Origin of the sequence: Pseudomonas sp. Bc-h (assembly GCF_002080045.1) — a bacterium.
Classification (GTDB): domain Bacteria; phylum Pseudomonadota; class Gammaproteobacteria; order Pseudomonadales; family Pseudomonadaceae; genus Aquipseudomonas.
On the sequence record NZ_MUIN01000015.1, the window covers coordinates 318,444 to 341,276 of the forward strand.

At 61.4% G+C, this 22,833-nt stretch carries 17 protein-coding genes; 9 read left to right on the plus strand and 8 right to left on the minus strand.

The genetic code is table 11. The annotated features are described in order from the left end of the window. Positions 1–42: 42 nt before the first annotated feature. From BWR59_RS28565 to BWR59_RS28575, 3 genes are all read left to right on the plus strand, one after another. On the plus strand, positions 43–1,095 hold the full coding sequence (locus BWR59_RS28565; RefSeq protein ID WP_081569036.1) for a LacI family DNA-binding transcriptional regulator: 1,053 nt from the start codon (positions 43–45) through the stop codon (positions 1,093–1,095). A 178-nt stretch (positions 1,096–1,273) separates the two neighbouring features. Then, positions 1,274–2,434, plus strand: a complete 1,161-nt coding sequence (locus BWR59_RS28570) for a mandelate racemase/muconate lactonizing enzyme family protein (RefSeq protein ID WP_081569037.1) — start codon at positions 1,274–1,276, stop codon at positions 2,432–2,434. Positions 2,435–2,615: 181 nt separating this feature from the next. Next, complete coding sequence (locus tag BWR59_RS28575) at positions 2,616–3,887, plus strand: MFS transporter (protein WP_081569103.1); 1,272 nt, start codon at positions 2,616–2,618, stop codon at positions 3,885–3,887. 112 nt (positions 3,888–3,999) lie between these two features. Here BWR59_RS28575 and BWR59_RS28580 read toward each other — a convergent pair whose 3' ends face one another. The 3 genes from BWR59_RS28580 to BWR59_RS28590 form a co-directional block, all read right to left on the minus strand. Next, the gene (locus tag BWR59_RS28580) at positions 4,000–4,701 is read right to left on the minus strand and encodes a FadR/GntR family transcriptional regulator (RefSeq protein WP_081569038.1); all 702 of its coding nucleotides are present in this window, start codon (positions 4,699–4,701) and stop codon (positions 4,000–4,002) included. Positions 4,702–4,766: 65 nt separating this feature from the next. Further along, positions 4,767–6,080: a C4-dicarboxylate transporter DctA gene (locus tag BWR59_RS28585; RefSeq protein WP_081569039.1), complete on the minus strand. Its 1,314-nt coding sequence runs from the start codon at positions 6,078–6,080 to the stop codon at positions 4,767–4,769. Positions 6,081–6,377: 297 nt separating this feature from the next. Beyond that, positions 6,378–7,427, minus strand: coding sequence for an AraC family transcriptional regulator (locus tag BWR59_RS28590; protein ID WP_230982107.1), 1,050 nt, complete (start codon positions 7,425–7,427; stop codon positions 6,378–6,380). A 492-nt stretch (positions 7,428–7,919) separates the two neighbouring features. On the opposite strand from BWR59_RS28590, the gene eat reads away from it, so the two are divergent. Genes eat through eutC form a run of 3 tightly spaced genes read left to right on the plus strand, consistent with a single transcriptional unit; the run spans position 7,920 to position 11,565 of the window. Next, a complete protein-coding gene (gene eat / locus BWR59_RS28595; protein WP_081569041.1) occupies positions 7,920–9,272 on the plus strand; it encodes an ethanolamine permease in 1,353 nt (450 codons plus the stop codon). Between the two features lie 48 nt (positions 9,273–9,320). Then, on the plus strand, positions 9,321–10,712 hold the full coding sequence (locus BWR59_RS28600) for an ethanolamine ammonia-lyase subunit EutB (RefSeq protein ID WP_081569042.1): 1,392 nt from the start codon (positions 9,321–9,323) through the stop codon (positions 10,710–10,712). A 34-nt stretch (positions 10,713–10,746) separates the two neighbouring features. After that, positions 10,747–11,565, plus strand: coding sequence for an ethanolamine ammonia-lyase subunit EutC (gene eutC, locus BWR59_RS28605; protein ID WP_081569043.1), 819 nt, complete (start codon positions 10,747–10,749; stop codon positions 11,563–11,565). An 879-nt stretch (positions 11,566–12,444) separates the two neighbouring features. On the opposite strand, the gene BWR59_RS28610 is transcribed toward eutC, so the two are convergent. Beyond that, positions 12,445–13,599, minus strand: coding sequence for a gamma-butyrobetaine dioxygenase (locus BWR59_RS28610; RefSeq protein ID WP_081569044.1), 1,155 nt, complete (start codon positions 13,597–13,599; stop codon positions 12,445–12,447). A gap of 32 nt (positions 13,600–13,631) precedes the next feature. After that, on the minus strand, positions 13,632–14,603 hold the full coding sequence (locus BWR59_RS28615) for a DMT family transporter (RefSeq protein WP_081569045.1): 972 nt from the start codon (positions 14,601–14,603) through the stop codon (positions 13,632–13,634). A 143-nt stretch (positions 14,604–14,746) separates the two neighbouring features. Here BWR59_RS28615 and BWR59_RS28620 point away from each other — a divergent pair, with 143 nt between their 5' ends. Continuing rightward, the gene (locus BWR59_RS28620; RefSeq protein ID WP_081569046.1) at positions 14,747–15,649 is read left to right on the plus strand and encodes a LysR substrate-binding domain-containing protein; all 903 of its coding nucleotides are present in this window, start codon (positions 14,747–14,749) and stop codon (positions 15,647–15,649) included. Position 15,650: 1 nt separating this feature from the next. On the opposite strand, the gene argC is transcribed toward BWR59_RS28620, so the two are convergent. Then, positions 15,651–16,574, minus strand: coding sequence for an N-acetyl-gamma-glutamyl-phosphate reductase (argC, locus tag BWR59_RS28625; RefSeq protein WP_081569104.1), 924 nt, complete (start codon positions 16,572–16,574; stop codon positions 15,651–15,653). A 111-nt stretch (positions 16,575–16,685) separates the two neighbouring features. On the opposite strand from argC, the gene BWR59_RS28630 reads away from it, so the two are divergent. Beyond that, complete coding sequence (locus tag BWR59_RS28630; protein ID WP_081569047.1) at positions 16,686–17,570, plus strand: LysR family transcriptional regulator; 885 nt, start codon at positions 16,686–16,688, stop codon at positions 17,568–17,570. Positions 17,571–17,577: 7 nt separating this feature from the next. On the opposite strand, the gene BWR59_RS28635 is transcribed toward BWR59_RS28630, so the two are convergent. Then, on the minus strand, positions 17,578–18,438 hold the full coding sequence (locus BWR59_RS28635) for a CAP domain-containing protein (RefSeq protein WP_081569048.1): 861 nt from the start codon (positions 18,436–18,438) through the stop codon (positions 17,578–17,580). A 221-nt stretch (positions 18,439–18,659) separates the two neighbouring features. After that, complete coding sequence (locus BWR59_RS28640) at positions 18,660–20,798, minus strand: cytochrome c peroxidase (RefSeq protein ID WP_081569049.1); 2,139 nt, start codon at positions 20,796–20,798, stop codon at positions 18,660–18,662. Between the two features lie 778 nt (positions 20,799–21,576). On the opposite strand from BWR59_RS28640, the gene yghX reads away from it, so the two are divergent. Further along, positions 21,577–22,464: a YghX family hydrolase gene (gene yghX, locus BWR59_RS28645; protein ID WP_081569050.1), complete on the plus strand. Its 888-nt coding sequence runs from the start codon at positions 21,577–21,579 to the stop codon at positions 22,462–22,464. The last annotated feature ends 369 nt before the right edge of the window (positions 22,465–22,833 follow it).

Sequence of the window (22,833 nt, forward strand, 5' to 3'; positions counted from 1 at the left end):
CTTCGCGGCGCCAGACCCCAAGCGCTGAATCCGGAACCCTTCATGCCGAAAAAACCAGGCAGGTCTGCCGAGCACGTGTCGTCGTCCGTGCCAAAAAAGGCCTCCAGCCTTACGCTGATCGATGTCGCCAAAGTGGCGGGTGTGTCGCCCATGACGGTGTCCCGGGCCTTGCATCGTCCGGATCTGGTCAGCGAGGACACGCGGGAGAAGGTGCGGGAGGCGGTGCGCAAGACCGGTTACGTACCGAACATGCTGGCGGGCGGGCTGGCAAGCAACAAGAGCCGGCTGGTGGCGATCTTCTTGCCGACCATCGCCAACTCGATCTTTGCCGACACGGTTCAGGCGTTGATGGACCGGCTGACTCAGGCCGGCTATCAGACGCTGCTGGGCTTGACCGGTTATGACGCCGAGCAGGAAGAAAAGCTGCTGGAAGCGGTGCTCGGTCGGCGCCCTGACGGCATCGTGCTGACCGGTACGCTGCACACCGAGTCCAGCCGGGTGCGTCTGGCCCAGGCTGGCATTCCGGTGGTCGAGGCGTGGGACTTGAGCGAGGACCCGATCGACATGCTGGTCGGTTTCTCCCACGAAAAAGTCGGCGAAGAAACCGCGCGGCATCTGCTGCAAAAGGGTTACAAACGCTTCTCAGTGGTGACCATCGGCGACCCTCGCGGCTTGCGACGTTGCAACAGCCTGATTGCCGAATTGAAGAAGCACGGCATCGACGACGTTCCCATGGAATTGCTCCCACCCCCCGCAACGCTGCAGGTCGGGCGGGAAGGGCTGGCCGGTTTGCTGGATCGTGGCGTCGCCACTGATGTGGTGGTGTGCAGTTCGGACACCGTTGCCCAAGGCGTTCTGGCAGAGGCTGCGAGTCGCGGCTTGCGCGTGCCGCAAGACCTGGCGGTGATGGGCTTCGGCGATCTGAGCAGTGCCGCGCACGTCTATCCGGCGTTGTCGACGGTGCGCGTGGATGGTAATCGTATTGGCCTGCAAGTCGCTCAGGCCTTGCTCGACCGCTTTCAGGAACACAGCTCAAGCGCCACGCCGATAAGGGTCGATACCGGCTTCACGCTCATTGACCGCGCCAGCACCTGATCGCTGCTATCCCCTGAAATTTCAGATTGTCCGACAGGCGTTGTATTGAATGATTGCGCAATCAGTGTAATATCCGGGTCATGGTGATTGTCTTTCCGAAGCCGATCACCTTTTTTACCGGTTCGTATGATTGCGCAATCATCAATTAAAACATCAGCGGATTCAGGGGCGCTAACCCATGCTCGAACAACAACAAAACAGCACGTCTTCCGATAATGACCAGATCGCCTGGGTGAAGGTGTCTTCGGTTTTTCTGCCGCTGGCCAACCCGATCAGCGACGCCAAGGTGCTGACCGGACGGCAGAAACCGATGACCGAAATCGCGATTCTGGTGGCCGAGATCGAAACCCGGGATGGCCATCGCGGCATGGGGTTCAGCTACTCGAAACGCGCGGGCGGCCCCGGCCAGTTCGCCCATGCCAAGGAGATCGCTCCAGCGCTGATCGGCGAGAACCCCAGTGACATCGCCAAGCTGTGGACCAAGCTGTGCTGGGCCGGTGCTTCGGTCGGACGTAGCGGCTTGTCAACCCAGGCCATCGGTGCCTTCGACGTGGCGTTGTGGGACCTCAAGGCCAAGCGCGCCAATCTGTCGCTGGCCCGATTGCTCGGCGCCCATCGGGATTCGGTTCGCTGTTACAACACCTCCGGCGGATTCCTGCACACGCCGCTGGAGCAACTGATGCACAACACCGACATGTCCCGGGAGAAGGGCATCGGCGGCATCAAACTCAAGGTCGGTCAGCCCGATTGCGCCATCGACCTGCATCGCGTGGCGACGGTGCGCAAGCATTTGGGCGATGACTTCCCCTTGATGGTCGACGCCAACCAGCAATGGGACCGGCCGACCGCGCAGCGCATGTGCCGTCGTTTCGAAGAATTCAACCTGATCTGGATCGAAGAACCGCTGGATTGCTACGACGCCGAAGGCCATGCGGCATTGGCTCACCAGTTCGACACGCCGATTGCCACGGGCGAGATGCTCACCAGCGTTGCCGAGCATGCCGAGTTCATCAAGCTGCGTGGCGCTGATTTCCTGATGCCCGACGCGCCACGGGTCGGCGGCATCACGCCGTATCTGAAGGTCGCGGCGATGGCCGAGCAGGCGGGGATGATGCTGGCGCCGCACTTCGCCATGGAACTGCATGTGCATCTGGCTGCGGCTTATCCGACTGAGCCGTGGGTCGAGCATTTCGAGTGGATGGAACCGCTGTTCAACGAGCGTCTGGAAACCCGCAATGGCCGCATGCTGGTGCCAACCCGCCCTGGGTTGGGCCTGTCGCTGAGTGAGCAGGTCAAGGCCTGGACCGCGCAGGTCGCAGAGGTCGGTTCCCGACCCTGATTCGCCGCCGCAACGACATCGTCTGTACATGACCGGGAGCGCCTCCTGCGAGGTGCTCTTGCTGGCCGATCTATAAAAACAAAATGAGGGCTTTCATGTGGAACACTCCAACGCCGCAAGCGCAGCCGCCCCGGCTGTCGCCACCGCCGTACGCAGCAAGGTGCGTTATTCGATTCTGGCGATGCTGTTCATCGTCACCGCCATCAACGTTGGCGACCGCGCGACGCTCTCCATCACCGGCTCCGCACTGACCGAAGTGCTGGGCATCAACTCGGTGACCCTGGGCTACATGTTCTCCGCTTTCGCCTGGGCCTACGTGCTCGGGCAGTTGCCGGGCGGCTGGTTGCTGGACAAGTTCGGCTCGGTCAAGGTTTACGGCCTGTCGCTGTTCCTGTGGTCCACCATCACTGTAGCGCAGGGCATGATCGGCTTCTTTTCGGTGCCGGTCGCCATCGCAACGCTGTTCGTGCTGCGCTTCCTGCTGGGGCTGATCGAAGCGCCGGTGTACCCCGCCAATAGCCGCATCGTCGCGGCGTGGTTCCCGTTGCAGGAACGCGGGCTGGCGACGGTGATCTTCAATTCCTCGATGTACATGTCGGTCGTGCTGCTGGCGCCCGCGATGGGGTTCATTGCCCACCGCTATGGTTGGGAGCACGTGTACTGGTTCATGGGCGGGCTGGGGATCGTGGTCAGTCTGATCTGGTTCAAGCTGGTCAAGCCGCCGACCGAACACCCGATGGTCAACAGCGCCGAGCTTGCGTACCTGCGTGACGGCGGCGCTCAGGTCGACATGGACAAACCCAAGGCCAAGGGTGCATTCGTGCCGCGTTTCTCGGACCTGAAAGTGCTGCTGAAAAGCCCGATGATGTGGTCGATCTATCTGGGTAAATACTGCGATACCTCGCTGCAGTATTTCTTTCTGACCTGGTTCCCGGTTTATCTGGTCAAGGGTCGCGGGCTGAACATCATGGAAGCCGGCGCGATTGCTGCGATCCCTGGGATCTGCGGTTTGCTCGGCGCATTGTGCGGCGGTGCGGTGTGCGATTACCTGATTCGCAAGGGCTTTTCGCTGTCGGTGGCGCGCAAGATTCCATTGGTGTGCGGCATGACCATGGGCGCTACGCTGGTGTTCTGCAACTTCACCGAGTCGATGTGGGTGGTGACGATTCTCATGTCGCTGGCGATCTTCGGCAAGGGTGTGGTGGCGGTGGACTGGACCCTGGTGTCCGACACATCGCCAAAGCAAATCACCGGCATGGCAGGTGGTCTGTTCAACATGTTCGGTAACCTGTCCGGCATCTTCACGCCGATAGTCATCGGCTACATCGTGCAGTCCACCGGTTCGTTCTCGGGGGCGATGTATGTGGTCGCGGCGCATGCATTGGTGGGTGCGCTGGCGTTCTTGAGCATGGGCCGGCTGCGGCGGTTGGAGTTACAGCGGGCGACCGTTTAACGGAACAGAGTGCCCGGTATATCGCGATCCATCCGCAGCAGTCCGGCTTGCCGGCGGTGGCGATTACGAGGGCGCCACCGCCGGCAAGCCTTGCTGCTAAGACGACTGGATTTCAATCCTGCCCCGGAATGTCCAGCTCCACTTCCATCCGCTGGCCTTCTTGCAGAATGTGCTGACGCATCAGTTCGCTGGCCCCCGCGCTGTCCTTGTTGCGGATTGCGCGCACCAGCGCTTCGGTCTCTTTGAGCCTTGCGGCGAGGTGCTCGGGGGTGTTGCGCAGAGTCGGCGCGCATTGTTTCAGGGCCTGGCTGGTCTGCTGCACCATGCTGCTGAAGATCGGGTTCGAGGTCAGGGCGAACAACTGTTCATGGAAAGCGATGTAAGCGTTGCTGCCCGACTCGCTGTCGTGATCCTCCAGGGCCTCGCGCATGTCCATCAGGGTCAGGCGCAGTTCGGCGATTTCCTTCTGGCTGATCGATTGCGCGAGCAGGCCGACAATGAACGGCTCCAGGGTATAGCGCAGTTGCATGACGTCGGCGAGGGTGGCATTGGCCACGCCAACGGAAGCCACCGATGCGCTGGATGATGCAGACGGTTCGTCCAGCACCACCACGCCTTTGCCCGGCATCGAACGCACCAGCCCCAGTGTTTCCAGCACGATCACGGCTTCACGCAAGCTGGGACGACTGATGCCCAGTTGCTCGGCGAGTTCGCGCTGGCCTGGCAGCATGTCGCCGGAGCGCCATTGCCCACGGGCAAGCGCTGCCCGCAGTTTTTCTACCACGGAGTTAACGACGGTCGATGAGCTGATCATCCTGTTTTTCCTGAGTGGTCAATGAAACCGGGGAGGGCGCCTCGTGAGCGCCCGGGGAGGCGGCTTCAGAATTCCTGGTGGTGAACGGGTGTGGCGTTTTTCTTCGCTTGAAAGATAAACCCCTGTTTGCTGGCCAATACGTTGTTGGCGCGTTTCACGTCGATGTCTCTTTCCCAGCGGGCAATGGCGACAGTGGCGACGCAGTTGCCGATCAGGTTGGTCAGCGCCCGCCCGATGCCCATGAACCAGTCCACCGCCAGCACCAATACCAGACCGACCACCGGGATTGCCGGCACCGCGGTCAGGGTTGCGGCGAGGATAACCAGTGCCGACCCCGGAATGCCATGGGCACCTTTTGAGGTAATCAGAGACACCAGCAGAATGGTCAGCAGATCGGTGAAGGCCAGCGGCGTGCCGGTGGCGTTGGCGATGAACACGATGGCCAGGGTCAGGTAGATCGAAAAGCCGTCGAGGTTGAACGAATAGCCGGTGGGAATCACCAGGCCGACCGTCGAACTGCCGATGCCCATGTGCTCCAGTTTGCGCATGATCTGCGGCAGTACTGCGTCAGAAGATGCCGTGCCCAAAACGATCAGCAGTTCTTCACGCAGGTACTTCAAAAACGGCAGGATCTTCAGCCCCGAAGCGCGCATTACGCCGCCCAGAATCAGCAGCACGAAGGCCGAGCAGGTCAGGTAGAACAACGCCACCAGGCTGCCCAGATGCTGCAGCGACTGCACCCCGTATTTGCTGGTGGTGAACGCGATGGCGCCGAACACGCCGATGGGCGCCAGGCGCACGATCATGCCCATGATGCGGAAGATCACATGGCTCAGTTCGTTGATCAGCCGCGAGATGCCGCTGGCCGATTCACCCACCAGATTCAGGGCGCTGCCAAACAGCACGGCGAACAGCAGCACCTGCAAGATGTTGTTATCGGCGAACGCGCCGATCACCGAGGTGGGGATCAGATCCATGAGAAAGGTCGACGCGCCGTGAATCTGCTTGGTGCGCTCGGTGAGGTCGCCCATGTCGGCGACCGAGAGTTGGTCCAGATGGATGTTGGCGCCGTTGCCAAGCCCCGTGCCGTAGGCGACGATCAGGCCGATGACCAGCGCAATGGTGGTCAGGACTTCGAAATACAGCACGGATTTGAGGCCGATGCGGCCGACTTTTTTCAGGTCGCCAGCGCCGGAAATGCCGCTGACCACCACGCAGAACACAATCACGCCGATGAGCATCTTGATCAGCTTGATGAAGCCGTCACCCAGCGGTTTGAGTTGCGAAGAGAATTCGGGAAGGGCCAGGCCGCAGATGATGCCGAGCATCAATCCAATGACGACCTGAAGGAATATCGAACGGGAGCACCATTTGAGCATGATGAGGATCTCTAGTCGGTGTCCTGACCCAGACGCGGTGGCCTGATGCCCGGACTTAATTATTGTGGTCTTACCGGTATGTCCAATGCCCATGCAGTTTAGGCCCGAAAAAACACACAGAACAAGAGGGGAGTGAAAGAAAGATCTTACCGGTCTGACCAGTGGTCTTTATTGTCGGTAATCGAGATCGGCAGGCCGGGGCTGACCCTTGTAGCAGTCCGGCTTGCCGACGGAAGCAATTTCACAGGCGCTCCCGGCCGCAAGCCGTTCTGCTAGAGGTGCATTCCGTAGGCGTGCTTACTGAGCGGTGACGGACGCGCTGCGCCACTGCTTTGGACTCAGTCCGAACCAGCGCTTGAAGGCGCGGGAGAAGGCGCTGGTCTCTGAGTATCCAAGCATCGAGGCCAATTGCGTGACGCTGAGGTGCTGTTGCTTAAGGTGGGCCATCGCCGACTCTTGGCGGATCTGATCCACCAGTTGCGTGAAGCTCAGGCCATATTCGCGGAGTTTGCGTTGCAGGGCCCATTCCGACAGGCCGAGGTTGTGGGCGATTTCGTCGAGGGCCGGTTCGCCCAGATGGAGGGTGGCGAGAATGGTCTGACGAGCGCGATCCAGCACGCTGGTTTCGCCGCCGGTATCACCCAGTTGGCGAATGGCGTCCTTGATCAGCATCAGCAGAATCGGGTCGCTGCCGGGCATGGCCTTGCCGATCAATTCACGTTTGGGGATGAGCAGGGAATTGCAGCCTTGCTCGAACCTCACGTCGGCGTGAAAGGCCTCGCGGTGTTCATGCCAGTCTTCAGGCCTTGCGTGCTCGAACGCCACCTGCCGAGGTGCCCAGTCGGGGCCGAGCACATGGCGAACCAGATTCATCGCCATGCCCATGGTCAATTCGGCGTCCTGGCGGCGTTCATGGATCGCGCCGTGTCGCACTTGATAGTCGAAGCGGTAACACTCGCCCTGGTCCACCAGTTCGATCAACGTACTGTGCTGATGGAAGGGAAAGGCCTGAGAAAAGTTGACCAGCGCGTCTTCCAGCGTGGCCGAACACAAGCCGATGTAGCCCAGCAGGCCCAGCGCCTGAGGCTGAAACTGCTGACCGTAACGCAGGCCGAAGTTGTCGCAACCGGTCTGCCGTGCCGCTTCTTCCAGCACCTTGCAGTAGTTGGTCAGCGGCAGGCTGAGGGTCGGATGCAGCAATTGTTCAGGGTCGATGCCGGCGCAGCCGAACACGCGGTCCAGATCACCACCTTGCTGCACGATAAAGCCATCCAGCCCATTGGCGGCAGCCGACAACACGCCGCGATTGCTGGCGGCGGAAGGGGTGGAAGCCGTTGTGGGAAGCATGGTCTGCAGCATTGAAATGAAGGGCCGTCAGGGTGTGTATGAATTTTATTCAAGCAAATGTCATACCTTGTTACGGGTTGGAGAAAGTTCGCGAAACGCGAGCGCACCCATTTGCGGGAGGGAGCTTGCTCGCGAAAGCTTGGGTGCGGGCCCTATGGATGTGCCGAATGTACCGGCTTCTTCGCAAGCAAGCTCCCTCCCACCCAGTATGTCGAGGCGGACCTTTGCGGGCATGTCGAGGATTTGCTACCTGACGACCCATCACGTGAGAATCGATCTGGGAACTGAGGTTGCACGACCCCATCCATCCCTGACTCGAAATGAAGCACAGGCCCCCGATCGCGCGCCGGGTTGGCGCACCACCGCCAATCAGTCGCAAAACTTGACCGCACACGACACCGCGCGTCCTGTGCGGTCAAGCCTTGCCGGTAAACCTGTGGCTATGCTCGACGTCAGGCAAATACCGTCGCTTGGCTACCGGGGTGCACACTCATGACTGTTACACAACTCAAACCGACATTGGGAACCCTGCATCTGTGGGGACTGGCCGTGGGCCTGGTGATTTCCGGCGAGTACTTCGGCTGGAGTTACGGCTGGGGCACCGCAGGCACCCTGGGTTTCCTCGTCACCACGCTGATGGTGGCGGTGATGTACACCTGCTTCATCTTCAGTTTCACCGAGCTGACCACCGCCATCCCCAACGCCGGGGGGCCGTTCGCCTACAGCCTGCGCGCCTTTGGCGTGACTGGCGGGATGATCGCCGGGCTGGCAACGCTGATCGAGTTCGTCTTCGCGCCGCCGGCGATCGCCATGGCGATCGGCGCGTACCTCAACGTGCAGTACCCGTCCCTTGACCCGCGAGTCGCGGCCATCGGCGCGTACATCGTATTCATGACTCTGAACATCCTTGGCGTCAGCATTGCCGCGACCTTCGAGCTGGTGGTGACGGTATTGGCCGTGGCCGAACTGCTGGTGTTCATGGGCGTGGTCGCACCCGGCTTCAGCTTCAGCAACTTCGTGCTGGGCGGCTGGGCCGGTTCCGACACCTTCAGCCTGCCTGCGATCAGCGGCATCTTCGCGGCCATCCCGTTCGCCATCTGGTTTTTCCTCGCCATCGAGGGCGCGGCCATGGCCGCCGAAGAGGCGAAAGACCCGAAACGCACGATCCCTCGCGCTTATGTCGCAGGCATCCTGACCCTCGTGGTGTTGGCCATCGGCGTGATGATTTTTGCGGGCGGCGTGGGCGACTGGCGCGCACTGTCGAACATCAACGACCCACTGCCGCAGGCAATGAAAGCAGTGGTCGGCAACAACTCCAACTGGATGCACATGCTGGTGTGGATCGGCCTGTTCGGTCTGGTCGCCAGTTTTCACGGCATCATTCTTGGCTATTCCCGTCAGTTCTTTGCCTTGGCCCGCGCAGGTTTTCTGCCTCCAAGCCTGGCCAAGCTGTCGCGCTTTCAGACCCCGCACCGTGCGATTCTCGCGGGCGGCGTCGTGGGTATTCTGGCCATCCTCAGTGACGGCCTGGTCAACCTGCAAGGCATGACGCTGACCGCTGCGATGATCACCATGTCGGTGTTTGGCGCTATCGTGATGTACATCGTCAGCATGCTCAGCCTGTTCAAACTGCGTCGCAGCGAACCGAATCTGGAACGCAGCTTCCGCGCTCCGGGTTACCCGATCGTCCCGGGCATCGCGCTGGTGCTGGCGGTGGTCTGCCTGGTGGCGATGGTCTGGTTCAATCTGGTGATTTGCGGCATCTTCCTCTGTCTGATGGCAGCGGGCGCGCTGTTCTGCAAAGTGGTCCGCAGTCGCGGCGCGGTTGTTGCAGTCGCGAGTTAGGCTGTAGTTGCTGGTCAATACGTGGTGGATCGATAAGGATGAGGGCTTATGAGTTTTTCCCACAGCATCGGTGGCATGGTCTGGCGCTTCGACAGCCTGCGCGAACTCATGGCCAAGGCTAGCCCCGCGCGCTCCGGTGACTTCCTCGCGGAAATCGCCGCCAGCAGCGACGCCGAGCGCGCGGCGGCGCAAATGGCCCTGGCCGACGTGCCGCTCAAGCGGTTTCTTACCGAAGCGTTGATCCCTTACGAGCAGGACGAAGTCACGCGCCTGATTGTGGACAGTCACGATCAGGCCGCCTTCTCGGTGGTGAGTCACCTGACCGTCGGCGGCTTTCGCGACTGGCTGCTGGGCGACGACGCCACCGAAGCCAGCCTCAAGGCATTGGCGCCGGGGCTGACGCCGGAAATGGCGGCGGCGGTGTCAAAGATCATGCGTGTGCAGGATCTGGTGCTGGTGGCGCAGAAGATCCGCGTGGTCACGCGGTTCCGCAATACCGTAGGATTGCGCGGGCGGATGTCCACCCGGCTGCAACCCAATCATCCGACCGACGACCCCGCAGGCATCGCCGCCAGCGTGCTCGACGGTCTGTTGTATGGTAACGGCGATGCCATGATCGGCATTAACCCGGCCACCGACAGCATCAGCGCCATCACCGAGCTGCTTAAGATGCTCGACGGCGTGATTCGTCATTACGAGATTCCCACTCAATCCTGCGTGCTGACCCACGTCACCTCGTCGGTGGCGGCCATTGAAAAGGGCGTGCCGGTTGATCTAGTGTTTCAGTCCATCACCGGCACCGAGGCGGCCAACAGCAGCTTCGGTATCAGCCTGGATATTCTCCAGGAAGGCTACGAAGCGGGCTTGAGCCTCAATCGCGGCACGTTGGGCAACAACCTGATGTATTTCGAAACCGGGCAGGGCAGCGCGCTGTCGGCCAATGCCCATCACGGCGTCGACCAGCAGACCTGCGAAGCCCGCGCCTATGCCGTCGCCCGGCATTTCAATCCGTTTCTGGTCAATACCGTGGTCGGCTTCATCGGCCCGGAATACCTGTACAACGGCAAGCAGATCATTCGCGCCGGCCTGGAAGACCACTTCTGCGGCAAGTTGTTGGGCGTGCCCATGGGTTGCGATATCTGCTACACCAACCATGCCGAAGCCGATCAGGACGACATGGACATGTTGCTGACCCTGCTCGGGGTTGCGGGCATCAACTTCATCATGGGCATTCCCGGTTCCGACGACGTGATGCTGAACTACCAGACCACCTCGTTCCATGACGCGTTGTACGCGCGCAAGACCATTGGCTTGCGCCCGGCGCCGGAGTTCGAAGAGTGGCTGACGCGCATGGATATCCTGCGTCAGGACGACAACAGCGTGCGGCTGGGGCAGGGTGTTCCGCCGTTATTCCGCAAAGCGCTGGCGCAGCTGAAATAGCCGTTGAAACAGCCGTTGAAGAAGGACATCGGTCATGAGTGATGACAACAAATCGCCCGCGCACGTCGATGCATGGCGACAGCTGCGTTCGCTGACCTCCGCGCGCATTGCCCTTGGCCATGCTGGCACCAGTCTGCCGACTTCCGCGCAACTGGATTTCCAGTTCGCCCACGCCCAGGCCCGGGACGCCGTGCATCTGCCGTTCGATCACGCTGCCTTGAGTGAACAGCTCGCTGGCCGTCAGCGTGATAGCCTGGCCGTTCACAGCTCGGCGACGGATCGCAACATCTATCTACAGCGGCCTGATCTGGGGCGCAGGCTGTCGGCCGATTCGGTCGAGCAGCTGCGCAGCTATGGTGAGGCACATCCCGAGGGCTTCGATCTGGCAGTGGTGGTGGCGGACGGTTTGTCCTCACTGGCGGTTCAGCGCCACAGCCCGTTGATGCTCGAACGCATCGACGAACTGGCCGCGGCAGAAGGCTGGAGCGTGGCGCCGGTGGTGCTGGTTGAGCAGGGTCGCGTCGCGGTGGCCGATGAAGTGGCCGAACTGCTCAAGGCGCGGATGGTGGTGATTTTGATCGGCGAGCGCCCGGGCCTCAGTTCTCCGGACAGCCTGGGCCTGTATTTCACCTACGCACCTCGGGTCGGCCTGAACGACGCGTCACGCAATTGCATTTCCAATGTGCGACTCGAAGGCATGAGCTACGCCATGGCCGCGCACAAGTTGCTCTATTTGATGCGCGAGGCGTGGCGTCGGCAGTTGTCCGGGGTGAACCTCAAGGACGACGCCCAGGTGCCGGTGCTGGAAGAAGGCCAAGGCGTGCGGCCGGGGAATTTTTTGATGGGTGGGTAGACCCTGGATTGATCCGGCGCCGCCTTCGCCACTGTCGTAACCTCCAGCCGCTCCCACAGGGTCCGGGGTGTCTGGAGCTCGGCGGGATGTTTTGAGTCGGGCGCTGTTCAGGCAAACGCAGCACATCCTGTGGGACACTCCGGAGGTCACGACGGCAGCAAAGGCGGCGTGGCAGTCAGCATCGAATTGCCTGACCCACCGCTTCGCCACTGTCGTAACCTCCAGCAGCTCCCAAAGGGTCCGGGGTGTCTTGAGGTCGGGCGCTGTGCATGCAGGATGTTTTGAGTCGGGCGCTGTTCGTGCAAACGCAGCACATCCTGTGGGACACGCCGGAGGTCACGACGGCAGCGAAGGCGGCGTGGCAGTCAGCATCGAATTGCCTGACCCACCGCTTCGCAACTGTCGTAACCTCCAGTTCACAGCAGCTCCCACAGGGTCCGGGGTGTCTGGAGGTCGGCCGTAGTGCATGCAGGATGTTTTGAGTCGGGCGCTGTTCAGGCAAACGCAGCACATCCTGTGGGAGACGCCGGAGGTCACGACGGCAGCGAAGGCGGCGTGTCAGCCAGCATCGAACTGCCTGAACCACCGCTTCGCCACTGTCGTAACCTCCAGCACGACGGCAGCGAAGGCGGCGTGTCAGCCAGCATCGAACTGCCTGAACCACCGCTTCGCCACTGTCGTAACCTCCAGCAGCTCCCACAGGGTCCGGGGTGTCTTGAGGTCGGGCGCTGTGCATGCGGGATGTTTCGAGTCGGGCGCTGTTCATGCAAACGCAGCACATCCTGTGGGAGACGCCGGAGGTCACGACGGCAGCGAAGGCGGCGTGTCAGTCAGCATCGAACTGCCTGACCCACCGCTTCGCCACTGTCGATTGGCAACTCATCGCTGCAACACCAATATCCGCGACAGCAACTCATCCCGATCCACATAACACCCCTGAAAATGCCGGGCGCCGCTGGTGGGGTCGAAGGCGTCGCGGGCGTGCAGGGTGCGGCGGTTGTCGAAGCACCACAGCTGCCCGGCTTCCAGGCGCTGACGAAACTGAAAGCGTGGCTCGCGGGTCATGGCAATGAAGTGCCGATACGCCCGGTAATACGGCAGCATCACATCCGGCTCGATGTTGAACGCCCCGCGCAGGAAGTTGGCCATGCGAATCTCGGCAACTTCCCCTGTGACATCCAGCGCGATGACCGGTGCCAGGCAGCGATAGTCACTGCGCCGATCCTTGTTGCGAAACTCCACAGGCACTTCGCACAACAGACGGTAAGCCTGCGGGTCTTCCTGACGCAGGGTTTGTGCAATCGCAAAACCATCGACAAAACGGCTGTCGCCACCTTCCGCGTCATTGATCAGGCAATGCAGAAACTGCAAACCCGGCTGCAGCTCGCGAGTCGGCAGGTCGGTGTGCAGTGGCAGGTTGAAAGCGGTGTAGGCGTTGCTGTCGGCGTCGACCTTGGATTGCACGTTGAACAGCACGCCGAAGTTGCTCTCGCGGATGAATGAAATGCGCTGGGCCAGCAGGCTCAACGAGCCCGGCTCTGTCGGCACGCCGCGCACCTGAGACAGGCCGATGTCGCGCACAGCCAGCAGCCAGTCGAGCAGGGCGCTGTCGTCATTCATCACCGCCGAGTATTCGAAGACGGGCAGCGTCAGCCCTGCGACCCACCGCTGTTTGCGCGCACGTGTTGCCTGTCGTTCTGCGCGTGACGCATCGTCGTAGGCGTGTGCCCGCAACCAGCCCGGGTCGTAGCGGCTGTCATGACCGTCTTCCCATTGCACCCGCAGCGCGCCCTGATCATCGACCTCGACACTCAGCGGCTCAAGATGCTCGGGCACGTCGGCGATTTCGAACACCTGCTCGCGGGTCACGCTGTACACGCACTGCGAGCATGGACAGTTGTCACGCAGCCACAGGTGATGAAAGGGGCTGCGGCGCTGGTCCGCCCAGGTGACTTCGATGAGGTCCGGGGCCAGCTGCGCGCTGAGCAGTGGGCTGATCAACGGATAGGTTCGGTAGTCGGCGATGGCGTTCATGGGCGATGCTCCTTGGGCAGAAAACTCGCGGTTCAGAGGATTGAAGGGCACTGGGTATCGTCGCGGGCCGGGGCGAGGATGATGCGCACCGAGTACGCGGTGCCGAACAGAATCAGCACCAGCCCGATGACTTCGGCCATGTTCGGCAAGCGACCGTGAAAGGCCAGCCCCAAGACCGTGGCGAAGAAGGATTCCAGCGCGATCAACTGGCCTGACAGCACCATCGGCAGGCGCCGTGACGCCAGGTTCCAGGCCCCGGCACCCATCACCGAAGACAACAGCGCGATCAATAGCGCCCAGCCATAGAGGTGCCAGGCCTCGGGCGTGGCGAAGCCCAGTGTTGGCAGGCGTAACAAGTCCATGGCCCAGGCCAGTGGCGTCAGCATCAGCGCGGCGAGGCCTGCGCCGATCATCATCAGGCAGGTCCAGGCGCTGGTAGCGCCTGTGTGCAGATGCTCCATCGCCATCTGGTTGATCACGCTGAACGACAGCCAGATCAACACTGCGCCCAGAGAGAAAACCAGCCCGGCCCACAACACCGTTCCCGCGCCGGGGGGATCGCGTAGCACCTGCACGTTGATCATCACCAGCCCCAGGCACAGCAGCGAGATCGGCAGGAGCAACTGACCCCAGCGCAGCGCGCGGTGGGTGGCGTTACCCAGCAGTGCCTGCAACACCGGAACGGCGCCGATGAACGCGGCGATCATCAGCGGCCCGCCGTAAATCACGCCGCCTGCAATACAACTGCTGTAGGCCAGATACCCCAGCACGCCGAGGGCCATGCCGATGAGCCACTGCCGTGGACGCAGGCCGCGCAATTGTGAGCGGTACAGCGGCAGCAACAGGACGCCAAGCACACCGGCCATCATGAAGCGCACCAGCATGAAGTCCGCAATGCTGTAGCCCTGCAGCACGTAGGGCGCGATGAAATTGCAGGCCCAGCTCAAGGTCGCCAGTACCGCGAAACCCACGCCTTGCCAGATGATCGAACGCGATGAGCGCATGTGGACTCCTGATAAAGGGGCGGGATCCAGGCCTTGCCAAGGGTTTCTGGTCGCGTGATATGCCACGAGACTGGCGCTCATCTTGCCGACCACTCCGGCTGTGCTACAAATGATGTCTTCGTCACCATGCATTACTGGAAATTATGAATAAGCTCGGTAAATCGCTACCACCGCTGGCCAGTCTGTTGCCGTTCGAGGCCGCGGCCCGCTTGCTGAGTTTTTCCCGTGCCGCCGAGGAGCTGAACCTGACGCAGGCGGCGGTCAGCCGGCAGATACGAGCCCTGGAGGAAAACCTCGGCATCGCGCTTTTTCAACGACGCAACCGGGCGGTCTTCCTCACCGATGCCGGTCGGGAGTTCAGCCTTACGCTGGGTAATGCACTGCGCGATGTCGCCAGCACCGCAGATCGCCTGCGCGGAGTGGCGGGGAACAATGAGGTGGTGTTGCTGTGTCAGCCCTGCGAGGCCTTTCACTGGTTGATGCCGAGGTTGTCTGACTTCCACCAGCGGTACCCGGAAATCGAGCTAAAGATGGTCACCTGGGCCAATCCGCTGACCGACTTCCAGGGCTATTTCGATGTAGCGATGCAGAGCAGCAACCGTGATCACGGCCTGCATCCATTGCTGTTCACCGCGGCGGACGAGGTCTTTCCGGTGTGCAGCCCGCGTTACCTGCAAAGTCGCGCACCGTTGAGCACGTTCGAAGATCTGGCCGGCCACACGTTGCTGTATCACGACGCGCTGCCAGCCTATCAACTGGAGTGGGATACGTGGCTGGCGACATTCGGGCATGAGGTCCCGCGCAGTGCACGCGGGTTATCGTTCGACAACTACTCGCTGATGCTGCACGCGGCGGTCGAAGGTCACGGGCTGGCGATGGGGTGGCGGCGGACCTCACAGCGCATGCTCGACAGCGGCGTGCTGGTGGCGCCATTGCGCGAGACCGTGCATCTGACCGAGGCGTTGTCGGTCTACCGTCGCCACGGGCAGGCGCGCCGGGAAGAGGCGAACCTGCTGGTGGAGTGGTTGCGTACCGAACTGGCGTGATTCAGGCGCCAGCGATCATCAGGTCGAGGTTCTGCACCGCTGCCCCTGCGGCGCCTTTGCCGAGGTTGTCGAACACCGCCGCCAGCAACACGTGCCCGGCGTTTTCGAACACCATCAGCCGCAGTTTATCGGTGTCGTTCAGCACCCGAGGGTCCAGACCGCCGAGCGCTTTCGACTCATCCAGCTTCATGACCTCGACAAACCCGCTGCCCGCGTAATGCTGTTCCAGGCAGGCGTGCAGTTTCGCACCGGTTACACCCGGTGCCAGCAGGCGCAGTTGCAACGGGATGGTCAGCACGATGCCCTGACGAAACGAGCCGTAGGCCGGAATGAACACCGGCCGCTCGCTGAGGCCGCTGTATTGCTGGATTTCCGGAATGTGCTTGTGCGCCAGACCCAGGCCATACACCTGAAACGGCGTTGCCTGCGCAGCGTCCGGGCCTTCGAACTCATCGACACCGGCACGCCCCTTGCCTGAATAGCCCGACACGGCGTTGATGCTGATCGGGTAGTCATGGGGAATCAGTCCTGCATCCAGCAACGGGCGCAGCAAGCCGATTGCGCCGGTCGGGTAGCAGCCTGGGTTGCTGACCCGGCTGGCGCTGGCGATGGTGGCTTTCTGCTGCTGACTCATCTGCGCGAAACCGTACACCCAATCCGGCTCGGTGCGGTGGGCCGAGCTGGCGTCGATCACCCGCACGTCCGGGTTTTCAATGCTCTGCGCGGCGGCGCGGGCGGCGTCGTCCGGCAGGCACAACACGGCAATGTCGCAGGCGTTGATCGCCACCGCACGGCTCTTGGCGTTCTTGCGCTGATCGGCCGGCAGCGTTACCAGTTTCAGGTCGCGGCGGCCTTGCAGCCGTTGGTGGATCTGCAGGCCGGTGGTGCCTTGGTCGCCGTCGATGAAAACAACTGGAATGGACATGCAAGTGCTCTCGAAGAAGTCATCAATGGCGATCATCTTCGAGCAGGGCGTAAGATAGGAAAAGTTGAATTTAATAACCGTCAGATTCAGTTTTTCTGAAGAGAAAATACCATGCGTGAAATCAGCCTGGACCGTCTGCGCACCCTGGTGGCGATTGCCGACCTTGGCTCGTTCGCCGAAGCGGCGCGGGTGCTGAACCTGGCGCCACCGACGGTGAGCCTGCACATCGCCGATCTGGAGGAGCGGGTGGGCGCCAGCCTGCTGTCGCGTACTCGAGGTCGGGTGCAGCCCTCGGCCATTGGCGAAACCCTGATCGAGCGCGCCCGTCGGCTGCTGAGCGATGCCGATCAAGCGCTGGAAGATGTGCAGCGGCAAGTGCAGGGGCTGGCGGGGCGTGTGCGTCTGGGCGCATCAACCGGCGTCATCGCGCAACTGATTCCCCATGCGCTGGAAACCCTGACTCGGGACCATGAGGACATCGACGTTCAAGTGGCTGTGCTCACCTCGCAGCAGACCTTGCAGAAGCTGGCCGATGGCAGTCTCGACATCGGCGTGATCGCGTTGCCTCAGGCACCGGTCAAGGGCTTGCAGATCAAGCCGTGGCGACGGGATCCGGTCATGGCGTTCCTGCCGGCGCGCTGGGATTGCCCGCCCGTGATCACACCGAGCTGGCTCGCGGGGCAGCCGCTGATTCTCAACGACAACAGCACGCGGCTGTCACGTCAGGTCGGGGAGTGGTTCGCCAGCGAAGGGCCGCAGCCGACGCCGCGCATTCAGCTCAATTACAACGATGCGATCAAGAGCCTGGTGGCAGCGGGGTATGGCGCGACATTACTCCCCCATGAAGCATCGACGCCCTTGCCGGAAAACCGGATCGCCATGCGCCCGTTACAACCGACCTTATGGCGAGAACTGGGCATCGCCCATCGTGGCGGAGCAGTCGAACGCTCGACTGAGCACGTGCTGGAGGTGTTGTGGGGGTTGGAGGCGTTGTAGGGAAATTTCAGGGCGCCCCGAACAGCATGGTCCAGTAGATGCCCAGATCGCTGCGTGTATTGGTCGCATAAGCCGCGCCGACCTGGGTGAACATCGGGTTCATCAGATTGGCGCAATGACCGGGGCTGGCCAGCCAGCTTTGCATCGCCTGAGTGGGCGAGCCCTGGCCGGCGGCGATGTTCTCGCCTATCTGCCGCCCCCGGTAACCAGCGACTCGTGCCCGGTCAGCAGGAGTGTCGCCGTCGGGGTCCTGATGAGCGAAATAGTTGTCGTTGGCCATCGCCTTGCTGTGGCCTTGGGCGGCCGTTCCCAATGCATTGCTCCAACTGAGTGGACGCGCGGCGGCGAAGCGGCGGTAGCCGCACATTCTCGGTTGAGCGCGAGCCGCGTTGACTTGTGCCAGCAAGGCGTTGTCTGCGCTGCGCACATCGGTCAGGTGTGTATCGAGCAATGGCTTGGCCAACACCAGTTGCCAGTGACCGCCTGCGTGACTGACGCCGATGTCTGCGGCCTGCGTGTCGAGCATCGAATCGCAGTATTCCCGTTGCAGCATGGCGAACGCCGCGGTGGCGTCCCACGCGCCGACCAGTTGAATGCTTTGCACGCTGGCAGCCTGATAACCGGCGGCTTTCAAGCCCTCCCGCAAACTCCCGCCATAGCCAACCGGCAAGGCAACGCTGGCCTTGAGCGACAGCGGTGCCAGCGCCGAAACAACCCGGCCTTCACAGCGTTGCGGATGCGCCCGGTAGCTGTTGATTGCCTGCACCAATTGCCGCTCGCCGTCGGCATGGGCCGGCGCAGCGATGATGTACAGCGAACAGGCAAGGCAGAGCAGGGCGAGGCGGGAACGACGAACAGGTGGGCGCATGAGGCGAACAGCTCGAATGATCATAACGGGAGGGTGCGGGTCGGGAGCTGAGGCGTGCGCGGCCAGTATGAAACTGGCTGCGAACGTCAGGGCGCGGATAGGACTGTGGGTTTGAGGACTAGTTGCAGGCGTGACAAAAATTTCATTCTGACGAGCCGTTAGCCGGCGGTGGCGTTTTTGAATACGCCACCGCCGGCAAGCTGTGCTGATACAGGACGTGGTTATTGCAAATCACTGGCAAACGGCATCAGCGGCCCATCGCTTGGCCTGCGTCCGGTAGCGCCGATGGCGTTGAGCAGGATCTCCACATCCTTGGCCCGTGGGGTGGTGGATTTCGCGTCCACCGGCCGCACGACCACCGAATTCTCGTCGCCGACTTCACCCTGCGCGAGGGTCAGCGACGGGTGATCGAACGGTGCCTGTTCCCAGGCCACGCGCGGATCGGTGAGGCCGACCTCCATGAAGCGGACCAGCGCGTCGATCTCGCTCGGCGTCAGGTTCAACGCGGTCATGTCCGGGTCCAGGTTGGAGGCGTTGTGCTGGTTCACGCTCGGATGATCGAAGCCGCTGGTGTTGCTCGCATCTTCGCCTCGGCGGTCGCCGCCACGGTTATAGAACTCCACCACCTGCTTGAGCGTCGAGCGGCTGCCGTTGTGGAAGTACGGGCCGGTCAGCGCGATGTTGCGCAGGGTCGGCGTCTTGAACGCGCCGTCCACCGAGTCGCGGAAACCGACGTTGGGTCTGAGCGTGGCATCGCAAGGGATCGCCGGGCTCAGCGGCGCTTCGAATTTGCACACATCGACCTCGAACGGGTCTGGAACGCTCAGGCCTTGCAGCAGCGTGTTGTACTGACGGGTGAACGACAGCGGATTGCCCCAGGCGTCGCTGCCGCCCAGCGCCAGATCTTCCTCGGTGGGCCGCACGCCGGTGTTATAGAAACCGTTGTCGTAAAGCGTGATCAGATTGTCGGCCATGACCATCCGCTCGATGCGTTCACGGGGCTCCAGGCGCAGGCGGGTGGCGGCGTTGGTCAGCTCGGGACCGGCGTGACAAGCCACGCATTTGCCCTTGCCGGTGAACAGGTTCATGCCCTGAACGGCCTGCGCATCCATGGCCTGGGCGTTACCTTGCAGATAGGCGTCCAGCGGGGTCTGGTCGGAGACCAGAGTCGACTCGTACAGCTGAATCGCCAGCCCGAAGAACAGCGGGAAGTTGGCCTCGATCTGCGCGTAATCCACACCGCCCAGTGACACCGGTTGTGAGGCATTCCACAGCCGTGGGTGGAACGCGGCCTTGATCAGGTCGCGGTAGCTGGGGCGGCGAACGGCGATCGATGACAGCACCGAATCATTGGAGGCGATGCGTTGATGGCTGAGCACCAGCGAATCGAGCATGCGCCGACCGATGTCGGCGAAGGTGCGCCCGCCACAGGACATCTCGACCGGGCTGCCGGGAGGTCCCACCGCTTGAGACGCCGCCGACGCGTCGTTGAGCGCCAGCCTGACCTTGATTGCCACTGGGTTGCGTTCAGTGGTCACGAAAATTGCGGCATCAGGGTCGCGGTTACCGAACGGCGAGAAACCGTTGAACACGTTGTTCGCTCGGCCATCCCAGAAGTTGCGCACGTTGAACGCAGCGTTGATCACCGTAGGCGCGTTGCGTGCGGTGCTGCGCCGCACGCTGATCCTGTTGACCGCGAATAACGCGTCAGTCACCGGGGTGCAGCGGTCGAAACGCGGCTGGCGCGGGCGCACGTAGTTGGCCTCGAACACGCCTTGAGAGCCGACCACATCGTCGCTGGAATAGACGATCGGCGAGTTGCGATCCAGCGGGTCTGCCAGCACATGGTTCGGGAAGTCGGTTTTTTTCAGCGTGTAGTTCGGGCCGCCCTTGCCGCCGGAGAGCGTGGCGTAGGAGGGCGTATCCCCCGGAATGTTCGGCGCAATGAACGGCTTGTTGAACAACGACGCCGAGTTGGCATTGGTGTGGGCCTGGCCGGGGTTGAGCTGGTTGGTGATGCGATGGTCGACCCCCGCGTGGTAGTGGCATGAGGCACAGGCGGTGAAGCCGTCGCTGCCAAAATCCTGATCCCAGAACATGGCCTTGCCGAGGCGGATCGCGGCATCGCGGTTGAGGACGAAGTCGCCCATCAGATCGACCTTGCGACCGCCTTCTGTACCGGACGGGTCGGGGGGCGTCAGGCCGCGCATGGATGCCAGGGTCGGAATGTCCAGCGCTGGATCCACCACTTCTACTGGCGTGGCGGCGAAGACGCCGGGCCCGGATACAGAACCCGCCACCAGACTTGCCGCCAGGGCGCAGGTCAGACGCAGGCTTCTAAAACTGATCAGGTCATTCATGGTGTCGGCACTCTCGATGAGTGAAGGCTCGCGGAGCTGTTCTTGTTCTTTTATGAAATTCCGGCCAAAGAAACTGCGGCCCGCGTGTTGAACACGTCGACTGGAAGTTAGATGGCAGGGTGCAGACGACACGTTGGCGTTTACGGTTGCCGATTCAAGTGCTGTCGCGAGGACAGAGGCTGCTGAGAATGACAATAGCGCTGCCAGAAAAAATTGGAAGATATATTTCTAAATATTTTTATCGGGTCGATGGTGAGTTTAGTTATTGGGTTCCAGGGTGGGGAAGTGCGCGGTTAAAACCGGAAAAGTGGGTGTGTTGCTTCCCCGCTTTTGGGGGATAGGTCCGCTACTGCCGTAAGGATGAAAGGCGAATTCTCATCTCAATCAAGGGGTTGATGGAGTGGAGATTTGTCGGTGGAGGATTGGCAGACAAATTGCTAAGTACCGTATGTCGTGATCAGTTCGAAGCATAAAGAGGCGTTATGGGCTAACGAAGGTCACGCTGCAACAGCAGAGTTGAGTTGTTTGTTTTGGACGGGGCGCGCAAGTAAGAAAGTAGCGTTTGTGTGGTTGCACACTGCGACCGCTATTGTTTTTATAGCGGCTATTGATGAGGTTGTTGAATAACCAAGTTGCGCCTGTTGAGCCCAGCCAGCCCATTCACTCGCGCGGCTGCCAAAGTCATCAAACGCTGCTTTAATAAGGGTTCCCGCTCGCGCCACCGAATCTTGGCAATCAGGCTCGGTGGCAAGCCGTCAATCGATGAGGAAGTGCACAGATGACCCGTCTCACTGCCAAGGATTTCGCCCCTGAATTGCTCGAGCTTTACGACTTCTACGTTCACGGCAAGATCAACCGTCGGGAGTTTCTCGACCGGGCTGCGGTGTTCACCCTGGGTGGCCTGACCGCTACGGCGATTCTAGCGTCGCTGAGCCCCAATTACGCGCTGGCCGAGCAGGTGGAGTTCACCGACCCTGACATCGCCGCCGAATACATTTCCTATCCGTCTCCCAAGGGCCATGGCCAGGTCCGCGGCTATCTGGTGCGCCCCGCGAAAGCCAGCGCAAAGGTGCCTGCGGTATTGGTGGTGCACGAAAACCGTGGCCTGAACCCATATATAGAAGACGTCGCCCGCCGCGTGGCCAAGGCCGGCTTTGTAGCGCTGGCACCTGACGGGTTGTCCTCGGTCGGCGGTTATCCCGGCAACGATGACAAGGGCCGCGAGCTGCAGCAGAAGGTCGACCCTGAAAAACTGATGAATGACTTCTTCGCCGCCATCGAATGGCTGATGGCGCATCACGCATCCACCGGCAAGGTCGGCATCACCGGTTTCTGCTACGGCGGCGGTGTGGCCAATGCGGCAGCGGTGGCGTATCCGGAACTCGCTGCTGCGGTCCCGTTCTACGGACGGCAACCCAAGGCTGAGGATGTGGCCCGCATCAAGGCGCCACTGTTGTTGCACTATGCTGAACTGGACAAACCGATCACCGACGGCTGGCCGGCCTATGAGCAGGCGCTCAAGGCCGCTGGCAAGACTTACGAGGCGCACATCTATCCGGGCGTCAACCACGGTTTTCATAACGACTCGACACCGCGCTACGACGATGCGGCGGCAAGGCTGGCGTGGGACCGCACGCTGGCCTGGTTCAACAAATACCTGGTCTGAAGCGGTTGCCAGGTCACGTTTGCAGCATGCCCTCTCTCACTTGGCGAAAATGCACGGTCCATCGACCGTGCAAGGCCGCGATCAATCCACCGGAGAACTGGAACTGTCCGTTAACTTTTCGCGCAACTAGAAAGTTGTGCTTATGTGCATGACCGATTGAATCGCGCATTGTTTCGTCTTCGCGATTCGAAGGGTTCTTAATTATTTCTGCATCTGTATACAGTTTTGCCAATGTCACAAATGTGGCGTCAATAAGTTGATTTTATTACTCCCTCTCGTCTAGTTTTGGATCCTGTTGAGGGATATCGCTGCTACAGTCAATTGTAATTCGCACCCGTTGAGCGGTCGCGGCTCGCGGACAGCAGGCTC